Annotated in this window: 21 protein-coding genes; 14 read left to right on the forward strand and 7 right to left on the reverse strand. The window is 67.2% G+C overall.

Going from position 1 to position 22,416, the window contains the following annotated elements; all coding sequences use genetic code 11:
• Window positions 1-111 precede the first annotated feature (111 nt).
• The 3 genes from IEQ11_RS17270 to IEQ11_RS17280 all read left to right on the forward strand — a co-directional run bounded on the left by IEQ11_RS17270 (window position 112) and on the right by IEQ11_RS17280 (window position 1,635).
• The gene (locus IEQ11_RS17270) at window positions 112-537 is read left to right on the forward strand and encodes a hypothetical protein (RefSeq protein WP_191822322.1); all 426 of its coding nucleotides are present in this window, start codon (window positions 112-114) and stop codon (window positions 535-537) included.
• 206 nt (window positions 538-743) lie between these two features.
• On the forward strand, window positions 744-1,136 hold the full coding sequence (locus IEQ11_RS17275; protein WP_191822323.1) for a hypothetical protein: 393 nt from the start codon (window positions 744-746) through the stop codon (window positions 1,134-1,136).
• A 112-nt stretch (window positions 1,137-1,248) separates the two neighbouring features.
• Window positions 1,249-1,635, forward strand: coding sequence for a hypothetical protein (locus tag IEQ11_RS17280; protein WP_191822324.1), 387 nt, complete (start codon window positions 1,249-1,251; stop codon window positions 1,633-1,635).
• A 109-nt stretch (window positions 1,636-1,744) separates the two neighbouring features.
• On the opposite strand, the gene IEQ11_RS17285 is transcribed toward IEQ11_RS17280, so the two are convergent.
• Both IEQ11_RS17285 and IEQ11_RS17290 read right to left on the reverse strand, forming a co-directional pair.
• Window positions 1,745-2,695: a sensor domain-containing protein gene (locus tag IEQ11_RS17285; RefSeq protein WP_191822325.1), complete on the reverse strand. Its 951-nt coding sequence runs from the start codon at window positions 2,693-2,695 to the stop codon at window positions 1,745-1,747.
• Window positions 2,692-3,057: a PadR family transcriptional regulator gene (locus tag IEQ11_RS17290; RefSeq protein ID WP_036110555.1), complete on the reverse strand. Its 366-nt coding sequence runs from the start codon at window positions 3,055-3,057 to the stop codon at window positions 2,692-2,694. Before IEQ11_RS17290 ends, IEQ11_RS17285 begins: the two co-directional genes overlap by 4 nt.
• A gap of 175 nt (window positions 3,058-3,232) precedes the next feature.
• Between IEQ11_RS17290 and IEQ11_RS17295 the strand changes: the two genes are divergently transcribed.
• Together IEQ11_RS17295 and IEQ11_RS17300 are read left to right on the forward strand one after the other, a co-directional pair.
• Complete coding sequence (locus tag IEQ11_RS17295; RefSeq protein WP_096415168.1) at window positions 3,233-3,697, forward strand: DUF1579 family protein; 465 nt, start codon at window positions 3,233-3,235, stop codon at window positions 3,695-3,697.
• Window positions 3,698-3,751: 54 nt separating this feature from the next.
• Window positions 3,752-4,741, forward strand: a complete 990-nt coding sequence (locus IEQ11_RS17300) for a peptidylprolyl isomerase (RefSeq protein WP_425494648.1) — start codon at window positions 3,752-3,754, stop codon at window positions 4,739-4,741.
• A 119-nt stretch (window positions 4,742-4,860) separates the two neighbouring features.
• On the opposite strand, the gene speG is transcribed toward IEQ11_RS17300, so the two are convergent.
• Window positions 4,861-5,451, reverse strand: a complete 591-nt coding sequence (gene speG / locus IEQ11_RS17305) for a spermidine N1-acetyltransferase (protein ID WP_191822327.1) — start codon at window positions 5,449-5,451, stop codon at window positions 4,861-4,863.
• Between the two features lie 104 nt (window positions 5,452-5,555).
• On the opposite strand from speG, the gene IEQ11_RS17310 reads away from it, so the two are divergent.
• Window positions 5,556-5,852, forward strand: a complete 297-nt coding sequence (locus tag IEQ11_RS17310; RefSeq protein ID WP_046657510.1) for a hypothetical protein — start codon at window positions 5,556-5,558, stop codon at window positions 5,850-5,852.
• Between the two features lie 68 nt (window positions 5,853-5,920).
• On the opposite strand, the gene IEQ11_RS17315 is transcribed toward IEQ11_RS17310, so the two are convergent.
• A complete protein-coding gene (locus IEQ11_RS17315) occupies window positions 5,921-6,766 on the reverse strand; it encodes a DUF4349 domain-containing protein (RefSeq protein WP_228464749.1) in 846 nt (281 codons plus the stop codon).
• 161 nt (window positions 6,767-6,927) lie between these two features.
• On the reverse strand, window positions 6,928-9,582 hold the full coding sequence (locus IEQ11_RS17320; RefSeq protein WP_191822328.1) for a TonB-dependent receptor plug domain-containing protein: 2,655 nt from the start codon (window positions 9,580-9,582) through the stop codon (window positions 6,928-6,930).
• A 1,117-nt stretch (window positions 9,583-10,699) separates the two neighbouring features.
• Between IEQ11_RS17320 and IEQ11_RS17325 the strand changes: the two genes are divergently transcribed.
• Complete coding sequence (locus IEQ11_RS17325; RefSeq protein WP_191822329.1) at window positions 10,700-12,547, forward strand: DUF885 domain-containing protein; 1,848 nt, start codon at window positions 10,700-10,702, stop codon at window positions 12,545-12,547.
• A 265-nt stretch (window positions 12,548-12,812) separates the two neighbouring features.
• Here IEQ11_RS17325 and IEQ11_RS17330 read toward each other — a convergent pair whose 3' ends face one another.
• Entirely contained in the window at window positions 12,813-13,898 is a 1,086-nt protein-coding gene (locus IEQ11_RS17330; RefSeq protein ID WP_191822330.1) for a substrate-binding domain-containing protein, read from the reverse strand.
• Window positions 13,899-14,125: 227 nt separating this feature from the next.
• Between IEQ11_RS17330 and IEQ11_RS17335 the strand changes: the two genes are divergently transcribed.
• The 5 genes from IEQ11_RS17335 to IEQ11_RS17355 all read left to right on the forward strand — a co-directional run bounded on the left by IEQ11_RS17335 (window position 14,126) and on the right by IEQ11_RS17355 (window position 20,127).
• Window positions 14,126-14,602, forward strand: a complete 477-nt coding sequence (locus IEQ11_RS17335) for a hypothetical protein (RefSeq protein WP_191822331.1) — start codon at window positions 14,126-14,128, stop codon at window positions 14,600-14,602.
• A 281-nt stretch (window positions 14,603-14,883) separates the two neighbouring features.
• A complete protein-coding gene (locus IEQ11_RS17340) occupies window positions 14,884-16,566 on the forward strand; it encodes an OFA family MFS transporter (RefSeq protein ID WP_096415173.1) in 1,683 nt (560 codons plus the stop codon).
• Window positions 16,567-16,705: 139 nt separating this feature from the next.
• Window positions 16,706-17,521 (forward strand): formate dehydrogenase accessory sulfurtransferase FdhD, encoded by an 816-nt coding sequence (fdhD, locus tag IEQ11_RS17345; protein WP_247024867.1) that lies wholly within the window; start codon window positions 16,706-16,708, stop codon window positions 17,519-17,521.
• A 16-nt stretch (window positions 17,522-17,537) separates the two neighbouring features.
• A complete protein-coding gene (locus tag IEQ11_RS17350) occupies window positions 17,538-19,889 on the forward strand; it encodes an FdhF/YdeP family oxidoreductase (RefSeq protein ID WP_191822333.1) in 2,352 nt (783 codons plus the stop codon).
• A complete protein-coding gene (locus IEQ11_RS17355; RefSeq protein WP_046659233.1) occupies window positions 19,825-20,127 on the forward strand; it encodes a hypothetical protein in 303 nt (100 codons plus the stop codon). The genes IEQ11_RS17350 and IEQ11_RS17355 overlap by 65 nt, the downstream gene beginning before the upstream one ends.
• Before the next feature lie 378 nt (window positions 20,128-20,505).
• Here IEQ11_RS17355 and IEQ11_RS17360 read toward each other — a convergent pair whose 3' ends face one another.
• Window positions 20,506-20,856: a GFA family protein gene (locus IEQ11_RS17360; protein ID WP_191822334.1), complete on the reverse strand. Its 351-nt coding sequence runs from the start codon at window positions 20,854-20,856 to the stop codon at window positions 20,506-20,508.
• Window positions 20,857-20,982: 126 nt separating this feature from the next.
• Between IEQ11_RS17360 and IEQ11_RS17365 the strand changes: the two genes are divergently transcribed.
• The gene (locus tag IEQ11_RS17365) at window positions 20,983-21,402 is read left to right on the forward strand and encodes a VOC family protein (RefSeq protein WP_046657521.1); all 420 of its coding nucleotides are present in this window, start codon (window positions 20,983-20,985) and stop codon (window positions 21,400-21,402) included.
• Entirely contained in the window at window positions 21,399-22,310 is a 912-nt protein-coding gene (locus IEQ11_RS17370; RefSeq protein WP_191822335.1) for a DUF72 domain-containing protein, read from the forward strand. The genes IEQ11_RS17365 and IEQ11_RS17370 overlap by 4 nt, the downstream gene beginning before the upstream one ends.
• Window positions 22,311-22,416 lie beyond the last annotated feature (106 nt).

A 22,416-nucleotide genomic window follows, 5' to 3' on the forward strand; every position in this document is an offset into this window, starting at 1 on the left:
TCGCAGCTGAAACCACCGCATGCGCCGCCCGCGCCATGACGGCGCGGTCGGCGCACTCAGCGCGCGAACGCCGCAGAGGCTTCGCGCATTACCCACGCAAGGAGAGCCCACATGAAATCCGTTATTCCGTTCCGCGCCCCGCGCCTTACACGATCCGTAGTCGCATCCGCCGCGCTGTCGGTATTGCTGCTGTGCAGCGGCGCCGCCGCGGCCAATGCAGCCTGCGTTTACGCCGGCCAGGACTGGATGGACGCGTTTCAGGAGAAGGACGTGGCCTGCTCGAACCAGGGCCCGAACAGCGCGAGCTGCGACGCGCGCGAAGCCGAACAGGCCGCGGCCATGCAGGCGATGAACAGCAGTTGCCCGCCGCTGGACGACTACTGCACCGTGGTCCGCGATCAATACGAAGAAGCCGCCGCGACCCGCAGCTTCGAATGCCGCCAGGCCGGAACCGCGCTCGATCCGCAATGCCAGGCGCTGCGCCAGGCCGAGTTCCAGCAGTTCAAGCGCTTCGTGCGCGAATGCATGGTGTTTTGAGCGCGCCGCCGGAAACGCATCCGCTCCAGCCTGCGTGGCCGCGCTCGAGCACGACGACGATCTGTACTACGCCGTCTCGCGGCCCTGACGAACATCGTCGCGCCGCGCCGGGTGTCGTCGCCGCGCGCGGCCCGGCATCAATCGTCCCCGCATCAAAATCAACGCGTACTCCGCTGCCCATATCGCCACCGACAAGGAAGATCGCCATGAAGCTCCGAACCCTTTGCGCAAGCCTGTTCGCCGTCGCGGCCTGCGCCGGCGCCGCCCACGCCGCCACGCCCGCCTGCGCCAGCGCGCGCCTGCAAGTCGAAATCAGCCATATCCAGCGCGTGCAGGCCTGCACCGCGCAAGGCCCCAACAGCCCGGTGTGCCGCCAGAACGAGCAGGTCGAAAAACTGCAGTGGCAGATGATGGATGCGGTGTGTCCCTCGCCGACGCCGCAATGCGCGGTCAACCGTCAGCTGTACGACATCGTGTCGCAGCAGCGCGCGATCAAATGCCAGCAAGCCGGATCGTCGACCGCGCCGGTCTGCCAGGCCGCGATGCAGCAGGAGGACGCGAGCTTTCTCCAGGTCAAGCTGAGCTGCTTCATGCAGTGATCGGCGCGGACGGCGCGCCGGCCAGGCGCGCCGTCGCCTCGCGTTCCCGATCGGCGTGCTTTGCCGATCGTTCGATTCCCGACCGACCCACGACCAAGCACTGGAGCCGTCCATGAAGACCGCATCGCTGGCCTTGCTGGTTTTGTCCCTGTCGTTCTCCGCCGTCGCGCCCGCGAACCCGTGCGCGCCGGTGGTGGACGAGATCATCGGCTTGCGCGACGTGCGCATCGAGCTTTGCCAGATCAATGGCCCCAACCATCCCGACTGCCTCGCCCAGGAGGCCTACGAATTCGACTTCGTACGCTCGGTAATCCAGCAGTGCCCGTCCACCCGCTACGAATGCCAGCGCGCGCCGCTTGCCTATGTCGCGGCATGGAGCCAGCGCCACAACATCTGCCACAGCGCGGGATCGTCCAGCGATCCCGCCTGCGTCAGCGCGCAAGCCATCGAAGACAACCGGTTCTATCCATTCGCCGTATGCCTGCTCAACGACTGGTAGTCCGCGCCGCATGCGCTCGTGCCCGATAGCGCGAAACCGGCGAACGAAAAAACGATCAGCCGGCCTCGCGGCCGGCTGATCGATGGGTGACGCGGACGACGCGGCGGTTTCAGTCGTGCTGCGCCCACCGCACCAGCAGGTGCTTGGCCAGCTGGGCATGCGCGAAGCCGATCAGGCGCGCGGCGTGCAGGGTCAGGAACAGCAGCACGACGCCGATCGCGGCGAACACCGGCCAGGCCCAGGGCTCCCACGCGCCGGTCATTTCGATTCCGTCCAGATACACGCCGTGGCCGATCAGGCCGAACAACTGCGCGAACGGCAGCAGGATCAGCGACAACGACAGGCTCAGGCCGACCACCGCGATGACGAAGTAGATCGTGCCCAGCGGCAGCATCAGCAGCATGTACAGCAGCGTGCCCCAGGTGCGCGGGTCGACGAAGATCTGCTTGATCCGCTCCATCACCGACAGCTCGCGGTTGGTGTACAGCGGCCGGCGCGGCATGCGCTCGCCGAGCATCACCTCGATGATGCGGCCCTCCACCAGCGCCAGCACCCGCACCGAGCCCAGGAACAGGATCAGCAACGGCACGCCGATGATCAGGATCAGCAGCCCCAGCGACAGCCAGATGCCGGTATTGACCCAGGTGAAGTAGAACGTGCCGGTCGCCAGCGACAGCAGCATGTAGAACAGCGCGCCGTAGGTGCGCGGTTCCAGCGCCACGCCGAAGAAACGGCCGAGCAGCGACTTGCGCTTCTTCGGCGCCGGCGGCCGCAGCGCGGTCTGCACCTTGATCTCGGTGTCGCGGTAGATGTCGGCGACTTCGTCGGGCGCGCCGTAGCTGCCGGCGACCGCGGCGATCACCTCGGCCTCGCTGCGGTCGGGGTTCTCGGCCAGCTCCGAGCGCAGGTATTCCTCGGCGTCGTACAACGCATCCTGGACCAGCGCCGGATCGGCGCCGCGCAAGGCCGCGCGCAGGCGATCGAGGTAGTCGGGAATCGAACGCGGCAGGCCCGCGTCGGCGAAGGAATCGGTGTGGCCTGCGTCGGTGATGGCGTTCATGCGTTCAGCCCCTGGAGTACGGAATCTACGGAGTCGCGGGTCGCGCGCCAGGCGGCTGTCCACTCGCGCAGCGCAGCCTGTCCGGTGTCGGTGATGGTGTAGTAACGGCGCGGCGGACCGGTCACGGACGGCTCGACGTGGCTGTCGAGCAGCCCGGCCGCGCCGAGGTTGCGCAGCACCGGGTACAGCGCGCTTTGCTTGCCGCTGAGCACGCCCTCGCCCTCGCGCTCGAGGCGCTTGGCGATCTGGTACCCGTACATCGGCTCGCGCGCCGACCCCAGCACCGCCAACAAGGCCAGTGAGACGGTGCCGGCGCTGAGCTCCTTCTGGAACTTTCGCAATTGGCTGTCGAGCTCGGTCACGGCAGGCTCCTCTAGGTTGGAGCTGATGCTAGTGCTAAGTTCGGTATAGTGAATGTGCCAGTAGTCATTGTGGCGGGTGGCTGGGGTTGAGGAGGAACGAGTTCAGAGGAGTGAGGAGTGAGTCCGTGCCGGGCGATCGGCTACGCTTCGGCGACCCTCGCCGCCAGGACCCGTCATGCAGCCGCAACGCCCCGCCGCCGACCAACTCGCCCGACTGCACCGGTTCGCCGGCCGCTGGGCCGGGACCGAACACGCCTCGCCTTCGCCCTGGGGTCCGGGCGGGCCGTCGATCGGCCGCAGCGCCTTCCATGTCGCCCTGGGCGGCACGGCGCTGATGCAGGAGTACCGACAGGAAAAGGACGGCGTCGTGGTGTTCGACGGCCACGGCGTGTTCCTGATCGAACCCGACAGCGGCGACGTGCTGTGGTGGTGGTTCGACACGATGGGATTCCCGCCCGAACCCGCGCGCGGCCGCTGGCAGGGCGACACCCTGCATTTCGAAAAGACCACCCCGCGCGGCGAAGCGCGCTACCGCTACGAATTCGCCGAGGATCGCTATCGCTTCGTGATCGAGAACCGCTTCCCCGGCCAGAACGAGTTCGCCGAATTCATCCGCGCCGACTATCTTCGCCAGGACTGAAACGCGGCCGGCGCGGGGATGCCGTCGCCGCGCCGATTCGCTCCCCGTCCGGGCATGCCCGGGCGCATCCGCATCGTCACCGCCCACCTTCTTTCAGGAAACCGCATGAAGCGTTCGCTTTCCCAGGCCGTGCTGCTGGCCCTCGCCCTGACCCTCACCGCCGCCAGCGCGAGCGCGCAGACCGCCGCGCCGGCCAAGCCGCGCGGCATGCAGGACATCCTCGATGCCAGCCGGCCGGCCGACTGGCGCGCGCTGGACCCGAACAACACGCTGTATCTGGAACTCGAGCGCGGCCGGGTGGTGATCGAACTGGCGCCGCAGTTCGCGCCCGCGCACGTGGCCAACATCCGCGCGCTGGCGAGCAACGGGTACTGGAACGGGCTCAGCATCAACCGCTCGCAGGACAACTACGTGGTGCAGTGGGGCGATGCCAACGCCGAGGACGCGAGCAAGCGCAAGCCGTTCGGCGCGGGCTTCAAGCCGAAGCTGCCGGCCGAGGTCTCGCGCAAGAGCGCGGGCCTGAACATGACCGTGCTGCCCGATCCCGACGGCTGGGCGCCTCAGGCCGGCTTCGCCGCCGGCTTCCCGGCCGCGCGCGATTCGGCGACCGGTTCGAGCTGGCTCGCGCACTGCTACGGCACCGTCGGCGCCGGCCGCGACATGGCCATCGATTCGAGCAACGGCGCCGAGCTGTATGTGGTGATCGGCCAATCGCCGCGCCATCTCGACCTCAACATCACCACGGTCGGCCGCGTGGTCAAGGGCATGGAGCTGTTGTCCTCGCTGCCGCGCGGCACCGGCGCGCTGGGCTTCTACGAAACCGCGGCCGAGCGCGCGCCGATCAAGGCGATCCGGCTGGCGGCGAAGGTGCCCAAGGCCGAACGCAGCGACCTGGAAGTGCTGCGCACCGACACGCCGTTGTTCGCTGAGTTGGTCGAATCGCGGCGCAACCGCCAGGACGATTTCTACAAGCGTCCGGCGGGGTACATCAACATCTGCAATGTGCCGCTGCCGGTGCGCGATCGGGCGGCGAAGAAGAAGTAAGCGCGGCGTCGCGAGCCCTCATCCGGCCCTTCGGGCCACCTTCTCCCGCAAGCGGGAGAAGGACCGCAAAGCCCCTCTCCCGCTTGCGGGAGAGGGGTTGGGGTGAGGGCCGCAAACCCTCAAACCCCAGCACCACGCCCCGCGCTGCTCTGCCCCAACGCCTGCGGCTGAAACAGACACATCCGCACCACGTCGTGATAGCGCCCGTCGCTGAAGAATTCGTCGATCAACACGCCCTCGCGCTGAAAGCCCGCGTCCTCGTAGATCTGGATCGCCCGGTGGTTGTCGACATCGACCAGCAAGTACAGCTTGTACAGATTCAACACCCGGAACGCGTAGTTGATCGCCAGTCGCGTCGCCGCGCGCGCATAACCGCGCCGCTGCTGTTCGGGCGAAATCATGATCAGGAATTCCGCGCGCCGGTGCAGATGGTCGATCTCGACCAGTTCGACCAGGCCCACCCGCTCCTGGCCGCTGTCCTGGACGATGAAGCGGCGCTCGGACTGATCGTGGATGTGCTTGCGGTACAGCTCTTCGAGTTCGACGAAGGACTCGTACGGCTCCTCGAACCAGTAACCCATCACGCTGCGATTGTTGTTGAGCACATGCACGAAATGCAGGTCGCCGCGCTCCAGCGGACGCAAGGTCACGCTCGGCGCGGGGGCCGACGACGGCGGCGATAACGGCGGCGAATCGGAGGTCGTGTTCATGCCGTTTAGCCTACTCGCGCCGCATGCAGCCGATGTGACGTTTCACACGCTCTTAGCCGGACGATGCCTAGCCTGCCCACTCCCCTCGCTACCAGGCCGCCCGCATGCCCCAGCTTCGCATTCGCATCACCGGCACCGAAGACGACGCCCGCGCGATCAGCAATCTGCTGTCCAGTCTGGAGGGCATCGAACACGTCGAGGAAGTCGCCGACCTGATGCCGCACATGGACGACAGCGACTCCAGTTCGGCCGGCCTGCCCGACGACGCCGGTCCGGGCTCGCACGAACTGGAGATCGACGCGCCCAACGCCTCCACCGCCAACAAGGTGCGCGAGGCGGTGGAAGCGTTGGCCTTCGACCTGGACGTGCTGGTCGAGTTCGAGACCGAGGAAGAACGCTGACCCAGGCCGCCGGCTGAAACCGATACGACCGGGCCGCGGCGAGACGTCCCGGCCGTGCGCGGCGCGACTCAGCCCTTGCGGCGCGCGCGCCGGATGCGGCGGATCACCACCACCAGCACGATCAACACCAGCGCCACCGGCAACAATGCGGCGAAGGCGCGGATCAGGAAGGCGATCGTGCCGGTGACGATGCCGCCGACGTCCTTGAACGCCTCGCCGACCTCGCTGGTGTTTTCCTGCGCGCGCGTGGTCTGAAAGCTCAGCGTGACCAGTTGCGTGGAAATACGCCGCTGCTGCTGCGCGGCTTCCTGCTCGGCGGCCTGCAGCTGCGATTCGATCTCGGCGATGCGACTCGACAGGGTCATCACGTCGGCGATCTTCAGATCCTTGCGGTCCTGGAACTCGAGCAGGCGCGCATGCTCCTTGCGCAGCCGGTCCTGGCGCAGGCTGTTGTCGCGCACCGCGGTGGCCAGATCCTCGGCCTGGATGCTGCGTTCGGCGATTTCCTGGCCCTGGCCGGCCAGCGCGATCAGCTTGTCGACGCCTTGCGGCACGATCCGCACCTGCAAGGTCGCCGACGGATCGTCGCCGCCGCTCTGGCTCATCCCCAGCACCGCGCAGGCGCCGAACTTGCCGCTGTTGCAGGCCGACTGCACCGCCGTGGCCTGCGCCGCGATGCGCTCGCCGGGCATGCGGATGCGGACTTGATGTTCGTAGGCCAGCAGCACGCCCAGGTCGGGCTGCGCGGCGCCGCCACCGGAATCGGGACTGGCCGCGCTGGCCTCCGGCATCTGCGGCACCTGCACCGCTTCGTCCATCGCGGGACTCTCGCTGCGGTTCTTGCCGCAGCCGGCCAGCAGTCCGCCGGCCAGCATCAGCGCCAACACCAGCCCGGTGATTTTATTCCTGTCCATCGCGCCCATCTCCTCAGCCGTCAGTGGCAGGCGGCACTATGCCATCGCGGCGCGCCCGAATCAGGTCCCCACGGGCGCGCCTTGCCTGTCGATGCCTTGAGCGAACGCGCGCCGGGCGCCAACGGGGTTGGCGTCGGCGCGCGGCCGTGCGCGGCGGACGGTCAAAACTTGTGCTTGACCCCCACGGTGACGAAGCGGCCCAAGGCGTCGTACTGGCTGATGTCGTACGGCAGCGCGCCGCCGGCCGGATCGAACGGCGGGTCCTTGTCGGCCAGGTTCTGCACCGACAAATACAAGGTCGTGTCGCGCAGGCCCTCGTAACCCAGGTACAGATCGAACTGGTGGTGATCGTCGACCTTGTCGCTCAGGCCCGGATTGCTGCGCGCATCGACCACCTGCTGCTTGTAGCCGCCGATATAACGCCACGACAGCTGCGCGTTCCAGTCGCCGCGCGCATACGCCAGCGAGGTGATGCCGCGCCACTTCGGCAGCGCGCCGAAACGGTTGCCGCCGGCGCCTTCCAGCGCGCCCTGCCCGGCCACCTGCGGCTGCTCGTAGCTCAGCAACCGGGTCCAGGTGCCGTCGAGGGTCCAGCGGTCGTCGCCGGCATGCCAGACCTTGCGGCCTTCGATATCGAAACCAGTCGTGGTCAGCGTGCCCTGGTTGGAGTAGCGGTTCTCGACCAGTTGCAGCCGGCCCTGCGCATCGCGCGTGATACGGCCCGGATTGCTCTGCGGATTGGACACCACGAACTGCACGTTGTCCGGCGCGATCAGGTCGTCCTGACGGATGCGATACAGATCCACGCCGAGGCTGGTGTCGGCATCGGGCGCCCACAACACGCCCAGGTTGATGTTGCTGGAACGCTCGGCCTTCAGATCCGGATTGCCGGCGCGCAGCACGGTCACGCCGCGCGAGGCGCCCGGCTGCACCGGATCGAACGGATCGATCACGCTGCCGTAGCTGATCGTGGTGCTCTGGGCGATTTCCGGCAGCGACGGCGCGCGGAAACCGCGCGAGGCGTTCAAGCGCAGCAGCCAATCGTCGCTGACCTGCCAGCGGATGCCGAGCTTGGGCGAGAACGCGCTGCCGAAGTCGCTGTAATGATCGCCGCGGCCGGCCAGTTGCACTTCCACCTGTTGCCACGGTTTCAGGCTCAACTCGAAGAACGCGGCGGCGACGCGGCGATCGCCGTCGATCAGATTGATCGCCGGGCGCAGCTCGGTGCCCGACAACACCTGCGGACTGGTGCCCGCGTCCTGGGCTTCGTCGCGGAATTCCACCCCGGCGGCGACGCCGACATCGCCCGCGCGCCATTGCCACGGGAAACCCGAGACCTTGCCGCTGAGCGTGCTCAGGCGATACGTGCCCGGGCGGCGCGTCGACAGACGCAGCGCATCGAGCGCGCCCGGCGTGCGCGAGGGATTGAGGAAATCGTAGCTGCCGTCGGCCAGCACCTGCTGGAACGCATAACGGTTGAGGAAGTTGCGCACGTACTCGCGCTGCTGGCTTTCCGAATGGCTGGCGGCGACGTCCCAGTCCCACACCTCGCCCTTTCCGCGCAGGCCGAACAGGATGCGCGAGAACTCCGACTTGTTGATCTTGTAGCGCGCGCCCAGGTCGAGGAAGGAATACTCGAACGGCGTCGGCGTCGCGTTCGGGTTGTTCGGATGCCCGACCGGCAGCACCGCCGGAATATCGACCAGACGGCCGGAACTGCGATCGTAGGCGCGCAGGCCGGCGCCGACCGTCATCGGCGCGCTGAAATACGTGCTGTTGTTACTGGTGCTGTAGAGGATCTCGGCGAAGCCCTGGACCTTGTCGTTGAACCACACGTCGCCGGCGACCAAGGCCTGATAGCGCTCCACCTCGGGAATCAAGGTGCGGTACGGCTGAGTGTTGAACGCGCAGGCGTTGCCCGGCAGCGGGCTGCCGAAGTCGCTGTACGGACGCGACTGGGTACCGGGTTGGCACGGGAACGCGACCGGCGCTCGCGGATTGGCCAGAAACGCGCCGCCCTGGGTCGACCAGCCGGCCAGGCGCCCGCCGGGTTGATCGCGGTAATCGCCGTCGCGGGTCAGCGCGCGTTCGTCGCCGTTGAGTTGCCCGCGCTTGAACACGTCGAGGCTGAAACGCAGGCTGTAACCGTCCTTGTCCGGATCGCCGTGACCGGCGCGCAGGCCGAGGCTTTGTTGATCGATGCCGCCCTGGGTGGCCGCGCCGTAGGACGCATCGACCTCGACGCCTTCGATCTTGCGCCGCAGGATCAGATTGACCACGCCGGCGATCGCGTCGGAACCGTACAGCGCCGATGCGCCGTCCTTGAGGATTTCCACCCGCTCGATCGCGCCCAGCGGCAGCGCATTGAGATCGACGAAATTGTCCTGGGTGTTCTGCGCGAAACCGTACGAGGCCACGCGATACCCGTTGACCAGCACCAGCGTGTTCTTCTGGCTCAGGCCGCGCAGCGATACCCCGGCCGAGCCGTTGGCGAAGCTGCCGGTGTATTGCTCGTTGAAGCTGTTGCCGCTGTTGACGGTGAGGCTGCGCAGCAGATCCGACACGGTGACCTTGCCGCTCTTTTCGATCTGCACGCGATCGATCACCAGCACCGGATTGACCCCGGCTTCGTCGCTGCGCTTGAGGTTGCTGCCGGTGACCTGGACCGCATCGAGGGTGACGCCGGGCGCGGCGGTCGCCGCGGCTTCGTCGGCCTGCGCCAGCGGCGCGGCGAGCGCGATCGACAAGGCCAGGGCGAGACGTCGGTATGGCCCGGTGCGAGCGGGCGCGGAGCGTGGTGCGTGTACGAACGGCATGGACGATTCCTGCAAGACGTGGGGAAGGAAAAGCGAAGATTTTTTAAAAGCAGAAGGAACGCCCGCCCGGAACGGCGCGCGGCCGCCGGCGCTGCGCAAGCGCAGTGCAGTCACGAGAGGGGAGACAGACGCGAAACGGCGATGCCGTCAGCCGCGTGCCGATCCGGGACGGGCGAAGAAAGCGGCAGGTTCAGCCCGTCAGGGCATCACCCGCCGGGTACACATCGACCGATCGCGCGGCGCGGGCGCGCGCCAGGCATCGGTCGGAGCGTTGAAGATCGAGATGGCATTCGAAATGGACATGAGGCAGCACCGGAACAGAAGACGAAGGGCGATGGCGCGACGCGGACGGGCGGTCAGCGGCAACACATGGCCGTGCAGCTCTCGCCATGGAAGCGGCGCAAAACGGCGGTCGGATTCGTCGGGGCAACTGCGTTCACGGTGATGTCGTTCGATGCGGAAGGAAGGTCGGACACGGGACGCGGCGACGGGCTTTATGTTGCATCGCGATAAAACGATGTCAACGAAGCGCGAACGGGAGAATGGCGAATATTTCGCCAACGGCCGACCACGCCCCGACCATGCCGGATCGGCGCGCAACCGCCCTGTTCAGCGGCAACGCCCGTGCCGCAAAGCGATCGCGCCGTTTTACCGGCGGGCTGGCGATACCTTCGCGCAATGCGAATCCCGGCGCGCGCGCATGACCGCATTACCGATCGTTATGTCGGCGCCGCCGCCGAAAGCGACGAAATCCAACCACCGACACGGCAACTGCGCAAAAACCACATCGCGCAAAAACCCTCGCCCGCCCCCTGTAGGAGCGGCGCGAGCCGCGACCGCGACCTCACGCATACGACGCAAGCAAGTTTCGCGGTCGCGGCTCACGCCGCTCCTACAGTCGGGTCTGGTTACCACCGGTTTGCCCGTATTGCCGGTTGCCTTGACCGCGAAACCACACACCGCGCAAACCTCCCCACGCCGGCCGCACACGACATGGCCCGACGAAAAACACCAGCCGTCACGGCCAGCCCGGCGACCCGACCAATGACCCATGCGGGCGCGACCGGCTTGGCCTATCCTGCGCGCAACCCGGCCCGCCACCGACCCGAGAATGGATATGCGCCCGTTGCGCCCTACGCAGCTCGCTTGTTTGCTTAGCCCCGCCCTGCTCGTCCTCGCCCTGTCGGCCTGCGGCTCGCGCGAACCGGCCACGCCGCCGGCCGCCGCCGCGCCGCAAGCCGCGGGCGCCGCCGCGAATCCGTCCGACCCGGCCGTCGACACCGCGTTCGCCGCCTTGTCCAAGCGCTGGCTCGACGGGGTGATGCAGATCAATCCGATCGCCGCCACCCAGATCGGCGATCACCGTTTCGACGGCGAAGTCGACGACTACAGCGCCGCCGGCCGCCAGCGCCAGCTCGATTTCAACAACAAGCTGCTGGCCGAACTCGACACCATCGACACCACCAAGCTGTCGCGCGAGAACCAGGTCGACGCGTTGATCCTGCGCAATCGCCTGCGCTCGGACGTGTGGTCGATCCAGACCCTGCAAAGCTGGGCCTGGGACCCGATGGTCTACAGCGGCCTGGCCGGCGATGCGATCTACAACCTGATGGCGCGCGAGTACGCGCCGCTGCCGCAGCGGCTCAAATCGGCGACCGCGCGGATGGAAAAAATCCCGCAGATCTTCGCCCAGGCCCGGGCCAATCTCGATCCGGCCCGGGTTCCGAAAATCCACGCCGAAACCGTGGCCAAGCAGAACGCCGGCGTGTTGAGCCTGATCGACACCTTCATCACGCCCAACGCCGGCCAGCTCAAGGGCGCCGAGCGCAAGCGCCTGGACGACGCGGTCGCCGGCCTGCGCAAGGCCGTGGCCGAGCAGCAGGAGTGGCTGGACAAGACCCTGGTGCCCAACGCCAAGGGCAACTTCCGCATCGGTCAGACCTTGTACGACGAGAAGCTCAAGTTCTCGCTGAACTCCTCGCTGTCGCGCGCGCAGATCATGGAACGCGCCAAGGCCGAACTGGCGCGGGTGCGCGGCGAGATGTACGCCATCGCGCAGAAGGAACTCAAGGACAAGCCCGGCGCGCCCGCGCTGCCCGACAAGCCCACGCCCGAGCAGCAGCAGAAGGCGATCGAAGCGGCGCTTGAACTCGCCTATGCCGACAAGCCGCCGCGCGACAAGGTCGTCGATTTCGCCAAGCAGACGCTCAGCGACGCCACCGCGTTCACCCGCGCCAAGAATCTGGTCACCGTGCCGGACGCGCCGGTCAAGGTGATCCTGATGCCGGAGTTCCAGCGCGGCGTGGCGCTCGCGTACTGCGATTCGCCCGGTCCGCTCGATAAAGGTCTGGACACGTACTACGCGATCTCGCCGATTCCGAAGGAATGGAGCGACGACCAGGTCAATTCGTTCCTGCGCGAATACAACACGCGCATGGTCCATCTGCTGTCGATCCACGAAGCGATGCCGGGCCACTACCTGGAAGGCGCGCATTCGGCCAAGGCGCCGTCGACCCTGCGCGCGGTGCTACGCTCGGGCGTGTTCGCCGAAGGCTGGGCGGTCTATACCGAGGACATGATGGCCGACGCGGGGTATCTCGATAACGACCCGCTGTTCCGCCTGGTGCAGCTGAAGTTCTATCTGCGCACGCTCGGCAACGCGATCCTCGATCAAGGCGTGCAGGTGGAGGACTGGAGCCGCGAGCAGGCCATGACCTTCATGACCCAGCAGACCTTCCAGCAGGAACGCGAAGCCGCCGGCAAGTGGGTGCGCGCGCAGCTGACTTCGGCGCAGCTGCCGACCTACTTCGTCGGCGCGCAGGAGCATTTCGACATGCGCAAGGCGGTGGAGGCCCAGCTCGGTCCGAAGTTCGACCTCAAGGCCTATCACGATCAGGTGCTGTCCTACGGCGCCCCGCCGGTGCGGTTCGTGCGCGAGCTGATGCTGGACGAACCGATTCGCTGATTGCGCAACCTCGACGGTCTGGTCGAAACAGCTACCACGAAGGCGCGGGCAACCGCGCCTTCGTCGTATCGGCATCACCGATGGAAACAATTCACGCCGCGACCGGACTCATCACGGTCGCGGCTCGCGCCGCTCCTACCGCCGCGAACGAATCTTTCACTCCATCGTGTAGGAGCTGCGTAAGCTGCGACCGCGGCAATCGGACTACGGCGAAACCTCATCGCAGCCATCGGCCCAACCAGCAAAACGATTCACACCGCACCCGTCACCCAAACACCCCCCGCGCCGAAGCGAACGCCTCGAACAGATCCTGCGCCGTGCCGCAGCGATCGGCGTCGTACCCCGGCAACCGGCCGAGCTCCTGGCGGAAACGCTCGCTGCGCAGGATCGCCAGCACCTCGGCCAGTCCCGGCGACTCCAGCGTTTCGGCGCGCGCCAGAAAGAAATAATGCTCCGAGGCGATCGGCACGAAATCCTGGCCATAGCGCCGCGCCGGCGTCTCCAGCCCGAACCCGGCATCGGCCATGCCGCTGGCGACATAGGTGGCGACCGCGGCATGGGTGAGTTCGTCGATGCCGCAACCGCGGATGTCGCGGATGCTATGGCCCTGCCTGGCCAGCATGTGTTCGAGCAGCAGGCGCGCGCCGGACCCGGCCTGCCGATGGATGAAACGCACGTCGTCGCGCAGCAGGTCGGTCAGGGTGCGGATGCGCTTGGGATTGCCGGGCGCGACGATCAAGCCGATCCGCCGCGTCGCCAGATGCAGCACGCGATCGTTGAGCGGATCGATGCGGTCGGCGTAGTGCGCGAGGATGTCGTGTTCGAATTCGCCGATCGGCAGATGCACGCCGGCCAGATCGCAATCGCCCGAACGCAGCGCCGCCAGGGCCTCGCCGGGGCTGCGGTATTTCAGATCGACCGGGGTGCCGGCCTCGTCGAGAAAGCGTCGCAGCGTTTCGACCGCGAAGCCATGCGCGGCGTGCAGCCGCTGCGGCGCCGATTGCGCGCTGAGGGTGCGTTCGAGTTCGACTTCGACCTCCGAGGCCAAGCTGTCAAGGGTCGGCGCCAGGCGCGCGGCGATGCGTTGATCGGCCCAGACCAGGCGTTCGCCCAGGGCGGTCAGCTTGGCGCCGCGTCCGCGGGTCATGCGCAGCAGCGGCGCACCGAACAGCGTGCGCGAGGATTGCAGCAAGCCCCAGGCATAGCGATACGACAGATCCAGATCGCGGCAGGCCGCCGCCAGCGAACCGGTCGCATGCACGCCGAGCAGCAGGTCGATCAGCTTGGGCGGCAACGGCCGGCCGTCGGCGGCGTGCAGGGTCCACTTGGGTTGGATCAGGATTTTGAACATGGCCGCTCCGTTGATTTGCTGCGTGCATGAAGGCCGTTCGCGGCCGCGGCCGGCGTCGAGCCGATACGATGAAGCACCCGGCGCGCGCGTTCGACCGGTGCTTGACCCATCCACATGCGGGCTCGATAACGATCGCACTCGTGCATATCGTTGCGGCATCGCAAACCGCGGGCGGCGCGAGTCGAACTGCGCGCACGCCTCCGCACCCCGAACAGGACGCCGCCCCCATGCCGATCGCCGCAATCAACCCGATCAAACGCATCGCGCGCGCCTCGTGCGGTGTCGCCGCAGTGTTCGCGCTGCTGGCATGCGGCACCGCGCCGCACGCGACGAGCGATGCGATGCGGCCGGGCACGCTGCGCATCACCGAAATCCAAGCGCCTCGGATGCAGGACTCGAACGACGCCGCGCCCGAGCGCGAAAGCCTGGCGCGCGCCTGCAAGGCCTGGCGCCTGAGCGAGGCCGACGCGGCCCGGTTCTTCGCCCTCGCCCAGGAATACCCCGACGGCCTGGGCGATGCCTATTACTGGTTGCCGTGCTCGATCAAGGGTCGCCTGATCGCCGACGGCCGCGCCTGGGAATTCGAGATCAATGCCGCCGCGACCGCGACCTGGCGCGACGGCGAGACCTACCGGCGTTGGGGCTGCAGCGCCCGCGCCTGCGCGCCGCTGGCCTTGCTGATGCCCGACGGCAACGGCCCCTGAGCCGCGACGCGAGGTTCGCGGCCGGGCTGGGCGCCCGGGCACCAGCAACCGAGTGCCAGTTGCGCAGACGCATCGCGGATCGAGTACAGCGACGATGTGGATGAGGTCCTGCATTCGTACGCCCAATCGGCTTTTCAGAGCCGATTATTAGACTACCCGGTGATATACGTCACGCCCCTGCACGCGTTAGCCTCGCAAACAATTCCGGGCAGCCCCCTACTTTATGCCCTGAAGCACATATTTGAGGTCAGGCCGGCGGCACGTACTAGAGGGGTCCACGCATGTCCAATCAGAGCGCTGTGATTGCAGCATCGCCATCGGCCACGGACGGCTTGCTGTCCAAGGAACGCATCGTCGCCAAGCCCGGTTTCAACCGCTGGCTGGTCCCGCCGGCCGCGCTGGCGATCCATCTGTGCATCGGCATGGCGTACGGCTTCAGCGTGTTCTGGCTGCCGCTGTCGAAGGCGATCGGCATCGAGCAACCGCTCGACTGCGCCAAGGACATGAGCTTCTTCGCGCGCATGGTCGCCACCGGCTGCGATTGGAAGGTCAGCGAACTGAGCTGGATGTACACCCTGTTCTTCGTGCTGCTGGGCTGCTCGGCGGCGATCTGGGGCGGCTGGCTGGAACGCGCGGGGCCGCGCAAGGCCGGCGTGGTCTCGGCGGTGTGCTGGTGCGGCGGCCTGGTGATTTCGGCGATCGGCATCAAGACCCATCAGATCTGGATGCTGTGGCTGGGCTCGGGCGTGATCGGCGGCATCGGCCTGGGTCTGGGCTACATCTCGCCGGTGTCGACCCTGATCAAATGGTTTCCCGACCGCCGCGGCATGGCCACCGGCATGGCGATCATGGGCTTCGGCGGCGGCGCGCTGATCGGCAGTCCGCTCGCCGACATGCTGATGAAGCACTACGCCACCGCGAGCTCGGTCGGCGTATACGAAACCTTCCTGACCATGGCCGCGCTGTATTTCGTTTTCATGATGGGCGGCGCGTTCGGTTACCGGGTGCCGCCGAGCGGCTGGAAACCCGCCGGCTGGACGCCGCCGGCGGCGAGCAGCAACGCGATGATCACCCAGCAGCACGTGCACGTGAAAAAGGTCTGGGGCATCCCGCAGTTCTGGCTGCTGTGGGGCGTGTTGTGCCTCAACGTCTCCGCCGGCATCGGCGTGATCGGCATGGCCTCGCCGATGCTGCAGGAAGTGTTCGGTGGCAAGTTGATCGGCGTCGACGGCGGGATCAAGTCGCTCGATGCGACCCAACTGGGCCTGATCGCCACCATCGCCGCGGGCTTCACCGGATTGCTGAGCCTGTTCAACATCGGCGGGCGGTTCTTCTGGGCCTCGACCTCGGACTACATCGGCCGCAAGGCGACCTATGTGGTGTTCTTCGTGCTCGGCTTCGCCTTGTATGCATCCGCGCCGACGGCCGGTTCGGCCGGCAGCATCGGTTTGTTCGTGGCGATCTTCTGCGTGATCCTGTCGATGTACGGCGGCGGTTTCGCGACCATCCCGGCGTATCTGGCCGACCTGTTCGGCACCCAGATGGTCGGCGCGATCCACGGCCGCCTGCTCACCGCCTGGGCCACCGCCGGCATCCTTGGGCCGGTCGTGGTCACCTACATGCGCGACTACCAGCTCGGCCTGGGCCTGCCGCCTTCGCAGGTCTACAACACCACCATGTATATCCTGGCCGGGATGCTGGTGCTGGGCCTGTTGTGCAATCTGATGGTGCGCCCGGTCGCGCAGAAACATTTCATGACGCCGGAGGAACTGGCGCGCGAAAAAGCCCTCGCTCACGAGAAGACCGGCAGCAACGGCGGCGCCTTGTACACGCCCGAGCAGATGGCGCAGGTCGGCCATGGCGGCAACCCGCTGCTGGTGCTGGCCGCCTGGGCCGCGGTCGGCATTCCGCTGGCCTGGGGCGTGTGGGTCACCTTGCAGAAAGCCTTCGTGCTGTTCCACTGAGGTCACCGGCCGGACGCTGAGCGCAGCGTCCGGCGCTCGACATCCCATGAACCGATCCTCGCCGACACCGCATCCGTCCCACCCCGCCGATTCGTCGGACGATGCGCATGCGCCCGCCGCCGCGACCGCGGCCGGCGCGGTGCAGCGCAAGGTGCAGCGGCGCCGCGGCGAACGCGTGGCCGAGGCGCTCGACGCGATCGCCGCCGAAGTGCCAGTCGCGCTGGCCTACAACGGCACGCCGTTCGCGGTGATGATGGCCACGCCCGACGATCTGGCCGATTTCGCCCTGGGTTTCTCGCTCAGCGAAGGCATCGTCGCGAACGCGCAGGAACTGCAGGTCGACGCCATCGACACCTCGCTCGAAGGCATCGCGATCGCCCTGAGCATCCCCGAGTCGCGCGCCGCCGCGCTCGAGCAACGCCGCCGCAACCTGCAGGGCCGCAGCGGTTGCGGCGTGTGCGGCACCGAAAGCATCGAGGCGGTATTGCGTCCGCCGCCGCGCCTGCCGGGCAGCGCACCGATCCATCTGCATGCCCTGCAACGCGCCTTGCGCGAATTACGCCAGCAGCAACCGCTCAACGCGCTGACCGGCGCCACCCACGCCGCCGGCTGGGCCGATCGCGATGGCCGCGTAGTGTTCGTGCGCGAAGACGTCGGCCGCCACAACGCCCTGGACAAGTTGATCGGTGCGCTGTCGGCGCGCGCGATCGACCCGCTGTCGGGGTTCGCCGTGGTCACCAGCCGCGCCAGTTTCGAGATGGCGATGAAAGCCGCGCAAGCCGGCATCCCGCTGTTGGCCGCGATCTCCGCGCCGACCGCGCTGGCGATCGCCCTGGCCGACTCGGCCCACCTCACCTTGATCGGCTTCGCCCGCGACGACGGGCATGCCGTTTACACCCACGCATACCGGCTGATCGACGACCCCGTCGACGCCAGCGGCGAAGCCGCCGCATGAATCTGGAATCGCGCCCATGAGCAAGAACCCGATCCGCCCCTACAACGGCCCCGCCGGCGGCTGGGGCGCGCTGCGCAGCGTCGCCACCCAACTGATCGAACAAGACATCCCGGTCAGCGGCGCGCGCACGTTGCTGTCGGCCAACCAGCCCGATGGTTTCGATTGCCCCGGCTGCGCCTGGCCCGATCGCGACCACACCTCGACCTTCGAGTTCTGCGAAAACGGCGCCAAGGCCGTCGCCGCCGAGGCGACCAAGCACCGCGCCACTCCGGAGCTGTTCGCCGAACACACCGTCGCCGACCTCGCACGCTACAGCGACCATTGGCTGGAAAACCAGGGCCGCCTGACCCATCCGATGCGCTGGGACGCGGCCAGCGACAAGTACCTGCCGATCACCTGGGACGAAGCCTTCAGCCGCATCGGCGCGCACTTGAACGCGCTCGCCTCGCCCGATCAGGCGCTGTTCTACACCTCCGGCCGTTGCAGCAACGAGGCCGCGTTCCTGTATCAGTTGTTCGTGCGCGAGTACGGCACCAACAACTTTCCCGACTGCTCGAACATGTGCCACGAACCTTCGGGCACCGCGATGAAGGCGCAACTGGGCATCGGCAAGGGCACGGTGCAGTTGCGCGATTTCGAGATCGCCGAGGCGATCTTCATCTTCGGCCAGAACCCGGGCACCAATCATCCGCGCATGCTCGGCGAACTGCGTCAGGCGTCCAAGCGCGGCGCGGCGATCGTCTCGTTCAATCCGCTGCGCGAGCGCGGGCTGGAGCGGTTCGCCGATCCGCAGGACAAGCTGGAGATGCTGCACAACGGCTCGACCCGCATTTCCTCGGATTATTTCCAGTTGCGCATCGGCGGCGACCTGGCCGCGGTCAAGGGCATGATCAAGCGCGTCCTGGAGCTCGACGCGCAGGCGCGGCGCGACGGGCGCGAGCGGGTGGTCGATCTGGACTTCATCGCCGAACACACGCGCGGCTTCGAGGCCTTCGTCGCCGAAGTCGAGAGCGAATCGTGGGACACGATCGTCGCCGAGTCGGGGCTCACCCGCGCCGAACTCGAACGCGCCGGCGACATCTACGCGCGGGCCAAGAGCGTGATCTGCTGCTGGGGCATGGGCATCACCCAGCACAAGCACTCGGTCGCGACCATCCAGATGATCGTCAACCTGATGCTGTTGCGCGGCAATATCGGCCGCCCCGGCGCCGGGCCGTGCCCGGTGCGCGGCCACAGCAACGTGCAGGGCGACCGCACCATGGGCATCTACGAGAAGCCGTCTCCGGCGTTTCTCGATCGCCTGCGCGATGTGTTCGGGTTCGAACCGCCGCGCGAGCACGGCCACGACACGGTCGGCGCGATCGAGGCGATGCTCGACGGCCGCTGCAAGACCTTCTTCGGCCTCGGCGGCAACTTCGCCACCGCCACGCCCGACACCGAGGCCACCCATCGCGCGCTGCGCCGTTGCGACCTCACCGTGCACGTCACCACCAAGCTCAACCGCAGCCATCTGGTGCATGGCCGCGACGCCTACATCCTGCCCTGCCTGGGCCGCACCGAGATCGATATGCAGGAGACCGGGCCGCAGAGCGTGACGGTCGAGGATTCGATGAGCATGGTGCACCTGTCGGCCGGCATCAACGCGCCGGCCGATCCGATGCTGCTGTCGGAACCGGCGATCGTCGCGCGCCTGGCGCATGCGACCCTCGGCGCGCGCAGCAAGGTGCCGTGGCTGTGGCTGATCGGCGATTACGATCGCATCCGCGACAGGATCGCCGACGTGTTCGACGACTTCTACGATTTCAATCTGCGCGTGCGCGTGCCCGGCGGTTTCCACCTGACCAATGCCGCGGCCGAGCGGCGCTGGCTCAATCGCGAAGCCAAGGCGCTGTTCAAGCCGCATGCGGTGCCGACCGACCTGCCGGTGCATCGCGCCCGCGCCAGCCGCGAGCAACCGGTGTTCACGTTGGCCACCACCCGTTCGCACGATCAGTACAACACCACCATCTACGGCATGAACGACCGCTACCGCGGCGTGTTCGGCGAACGGCGGGTGTTGTTCATCAACGCGCAGGACATCGCCGAACTCAACATGCAGGCCGGCGACTGGGTCGACCTGGAGAGTCTGTGCGACGACGGCGTGCGCCGCGTGGCCAAGCGGTTTCTGTTGGTCGAGTACAACATCCCGCGCGGTTGCCTGGCGGCGTATTACCCGGAAACCAATTCGCTGGTGCCGCTGTCGAGTTTCGCCGACGAGGCGCGTACGCCGACGTCCAAATCGATCCCGGTGATCGTGTATGCGCATGTGGCGCAGCCGGGCGCGAATCTGCAATCGGCCAAGGACATCGGCCTTGTCCGAGTTGACTGAGCCCTTGCTGGCGATGCTGGCCGGCGAACCCGGCGGCGTCTCGCTGCCGCGCCTGTGCAAGCGGCTGGGCGTGCGCATGAGCGTGCTGCTGCGCGAACTGGCCTGGATCGGCGAAGACGCGATCGGCGACCATCCCGCGCCGGGTTGGGTGCGGGTTGAGGCGCATGGGGAGAGCAGCCTGGCGGTGTTGACCGAACGGGGACGTGAGCGGTTGCGGTCGGGTCGCGACGCGGATTGAACCGCGGTTTAGACGGACTTGCAGTTCACGCGGCGAGCGGTTCACGCGAATAAAGCCGCGCCCCGCCTTATCGAGTCACGCCGCTTCATGCTCCCTCTCCCGCTTGCGGGAGAGGGTTGGGGTGAGGGCAAACGAACCGCCGCGAAAGTCTGCTGGAAAAGCGCCCTCACCCTACCCTCTCCCGCAAGCGGGAGAGGGAAAGCAACGCGCTGCTCGCAACGCATCGCTCGCAATCCAATGTTCAAAACTCGGCGATCGCAACTTGGCGATGGCAACTTGGCGAGCGCATCTCGGCGATCGAACCTCGGCAATTGCGGCCGGATGATCGCGGCCTCACGACCGCGGCACTACGCCATCGCAGGTCGAACCGATGCCGTATCAGAACGATCGCCCATCCACCGGCACAACCTTCACCGACTTCAGATCGATCCCCTCCAGACAGCGCACATTGATCGCCGTCATCTTCGTCCCGTCCGGCATCTGCCCCTGACTGAAGGACGCGATGCCGCAGTTCTTGCAGAAATGATGGTCGATCGAATGCTTGTTGAAGTGATACGTCCCAAGTTCCGCCGGATCGGTCTTGAGGGTGAAATTGCCGCGCGGCACGAACCACAGCAGGCCGCCGCGGCGCTGGCACATCGAACAATTGCAGTCGATCGCCTGGTCGATCGTGCCCTCGACGTCGTAAGCGACCTTGCCGCAATGGCAGCCGCCCGAATACGTGGTCATGCCGGAAACTCCCTTCGCCGATGAAGACGCGAGGATAACGCCGCGGCGTTATCCTCGTCGCCTGACGTGTGTCACGTCCGCTTCGCGCCATCCACGCCGCCTGCATTCCGTCTCAAGGAGCGTCCCATGGATCCCATCGCCGGAAGCACGATCATCCCGTCCCTGCGCTACCGCGACGCGCCCGCCGCGATCGAGTGGCTGTGCCGCGCCTTCGGTTTCGAGAAACATGCCGTCTACGCCGACGGCGAGATCGTCCACCATGCCCAGCTGACCTACGGACCGGGCATGATCATGCTCGGCTCGGTCGACAACGCCAGCGACTGGGGCAAGCGCATCGTCCAACCCGATGAGATCGGCGGGCGCGAAACTCAGGCCTGCTCGGTCGTCGTCAGCGACGCCGACGAACATTACGCCCGCGCGCGCGCGGCCGGCGCGCAGATCGTGGTCGACATCGCCGATCAGGATTACGGCGGCCGCGCCTACACCTGCCGCGATCTCGAAGGCCGCCTGTGGTGGTTCGGCACCTACAACCCGTGGAATCTATGAATCGTAAACGCAGCCCATCCGACGACGCCTCCGCCTCCGGCGGCGATCTGTTCGCCTCACCCGCGGCCGCGCCGGCCGATCCGCTCGCCGGCAACACCGGGGTCAAGCCCATCGACGGCATCCGCAGCGGCATCGGCGGCTGGACCTTCGTGCCGTGGCGCAGCAATTTCTATCCCGACAAGCTGGTGCAGCGGCGCGAGCTGGAATACGCCAGCCGTCAGCTCAGCAGCATCGAGATCAACGGCACCTTCTACAGCGCGCAGAAACCGGCGACCTACGCAAAGTGGGCGGCGGAGACGCCGGAGCACTTCGTGTTCTCGCTCAAGGCGCCCGGCCGCATCACCCAGGGCGGTGCGCTGGCCAAGGCGGCCTCGGGCGCGAAAGCCTTCATCGAAGGCGGCCTGGCCGAATTCGGCGACCGGCTCGGGCCGATCCTGTGGCAGCTCGCGCCCAGCCGCGTCTTCGATCGCGACGATCTGGCCGCGTTCCTCGACGCACTGCCGCGCACGCTCGAGGGCCACCCGCTCAAGCACGTGCTGGAAGTACGCCACCCCGGTTTCCTGCAAGCCGACTACCTGGCGCTGGCGCGCGAGCGGCGCATCGCCACGGTGTTCACCGATTCCGATCAATACCCCTCCTTGGCCGATATCACCGGCGATTTCGTCTACGCCCGGCTGATGGGTTCGCGCGCGGCGATACCGACCGGTTATCCCGACGACGAGCTCGATGCCTGGGCGCGACGCGCGCAGGCCTGGGCGCGCGGCGAGGACAACCCGGATTTGCCGCATGTCGGCGCGCCGCTCGCCGCCGGACCGGCGCGCGAGGTGTTCGTGTATTTCATCAGCGCGGCGAAGGAGCGTAATCCGGCGGCGGCGATGCGGTTGTTGGAGAAGTTGGGCGCGCGGTGATGGGTTGGTGTTGTTGATGTTGGTAGCTGCCGGCCGTATCTGGTTTGCCGGTGCCGATCGTGTCGTCCGGCGTATGGATGCGCCGTAATCGCAGTGTCGCGGTCGC

The organism is Lysobacter capsici, from assembly GCF_014779555.2.
Lineage (GTDB): Bacteria > Pseudomonadota > Gammaproteobacteria > Xanthomonadales > Xanthomonadaceae > Lysobacter > Lysobacter capsici.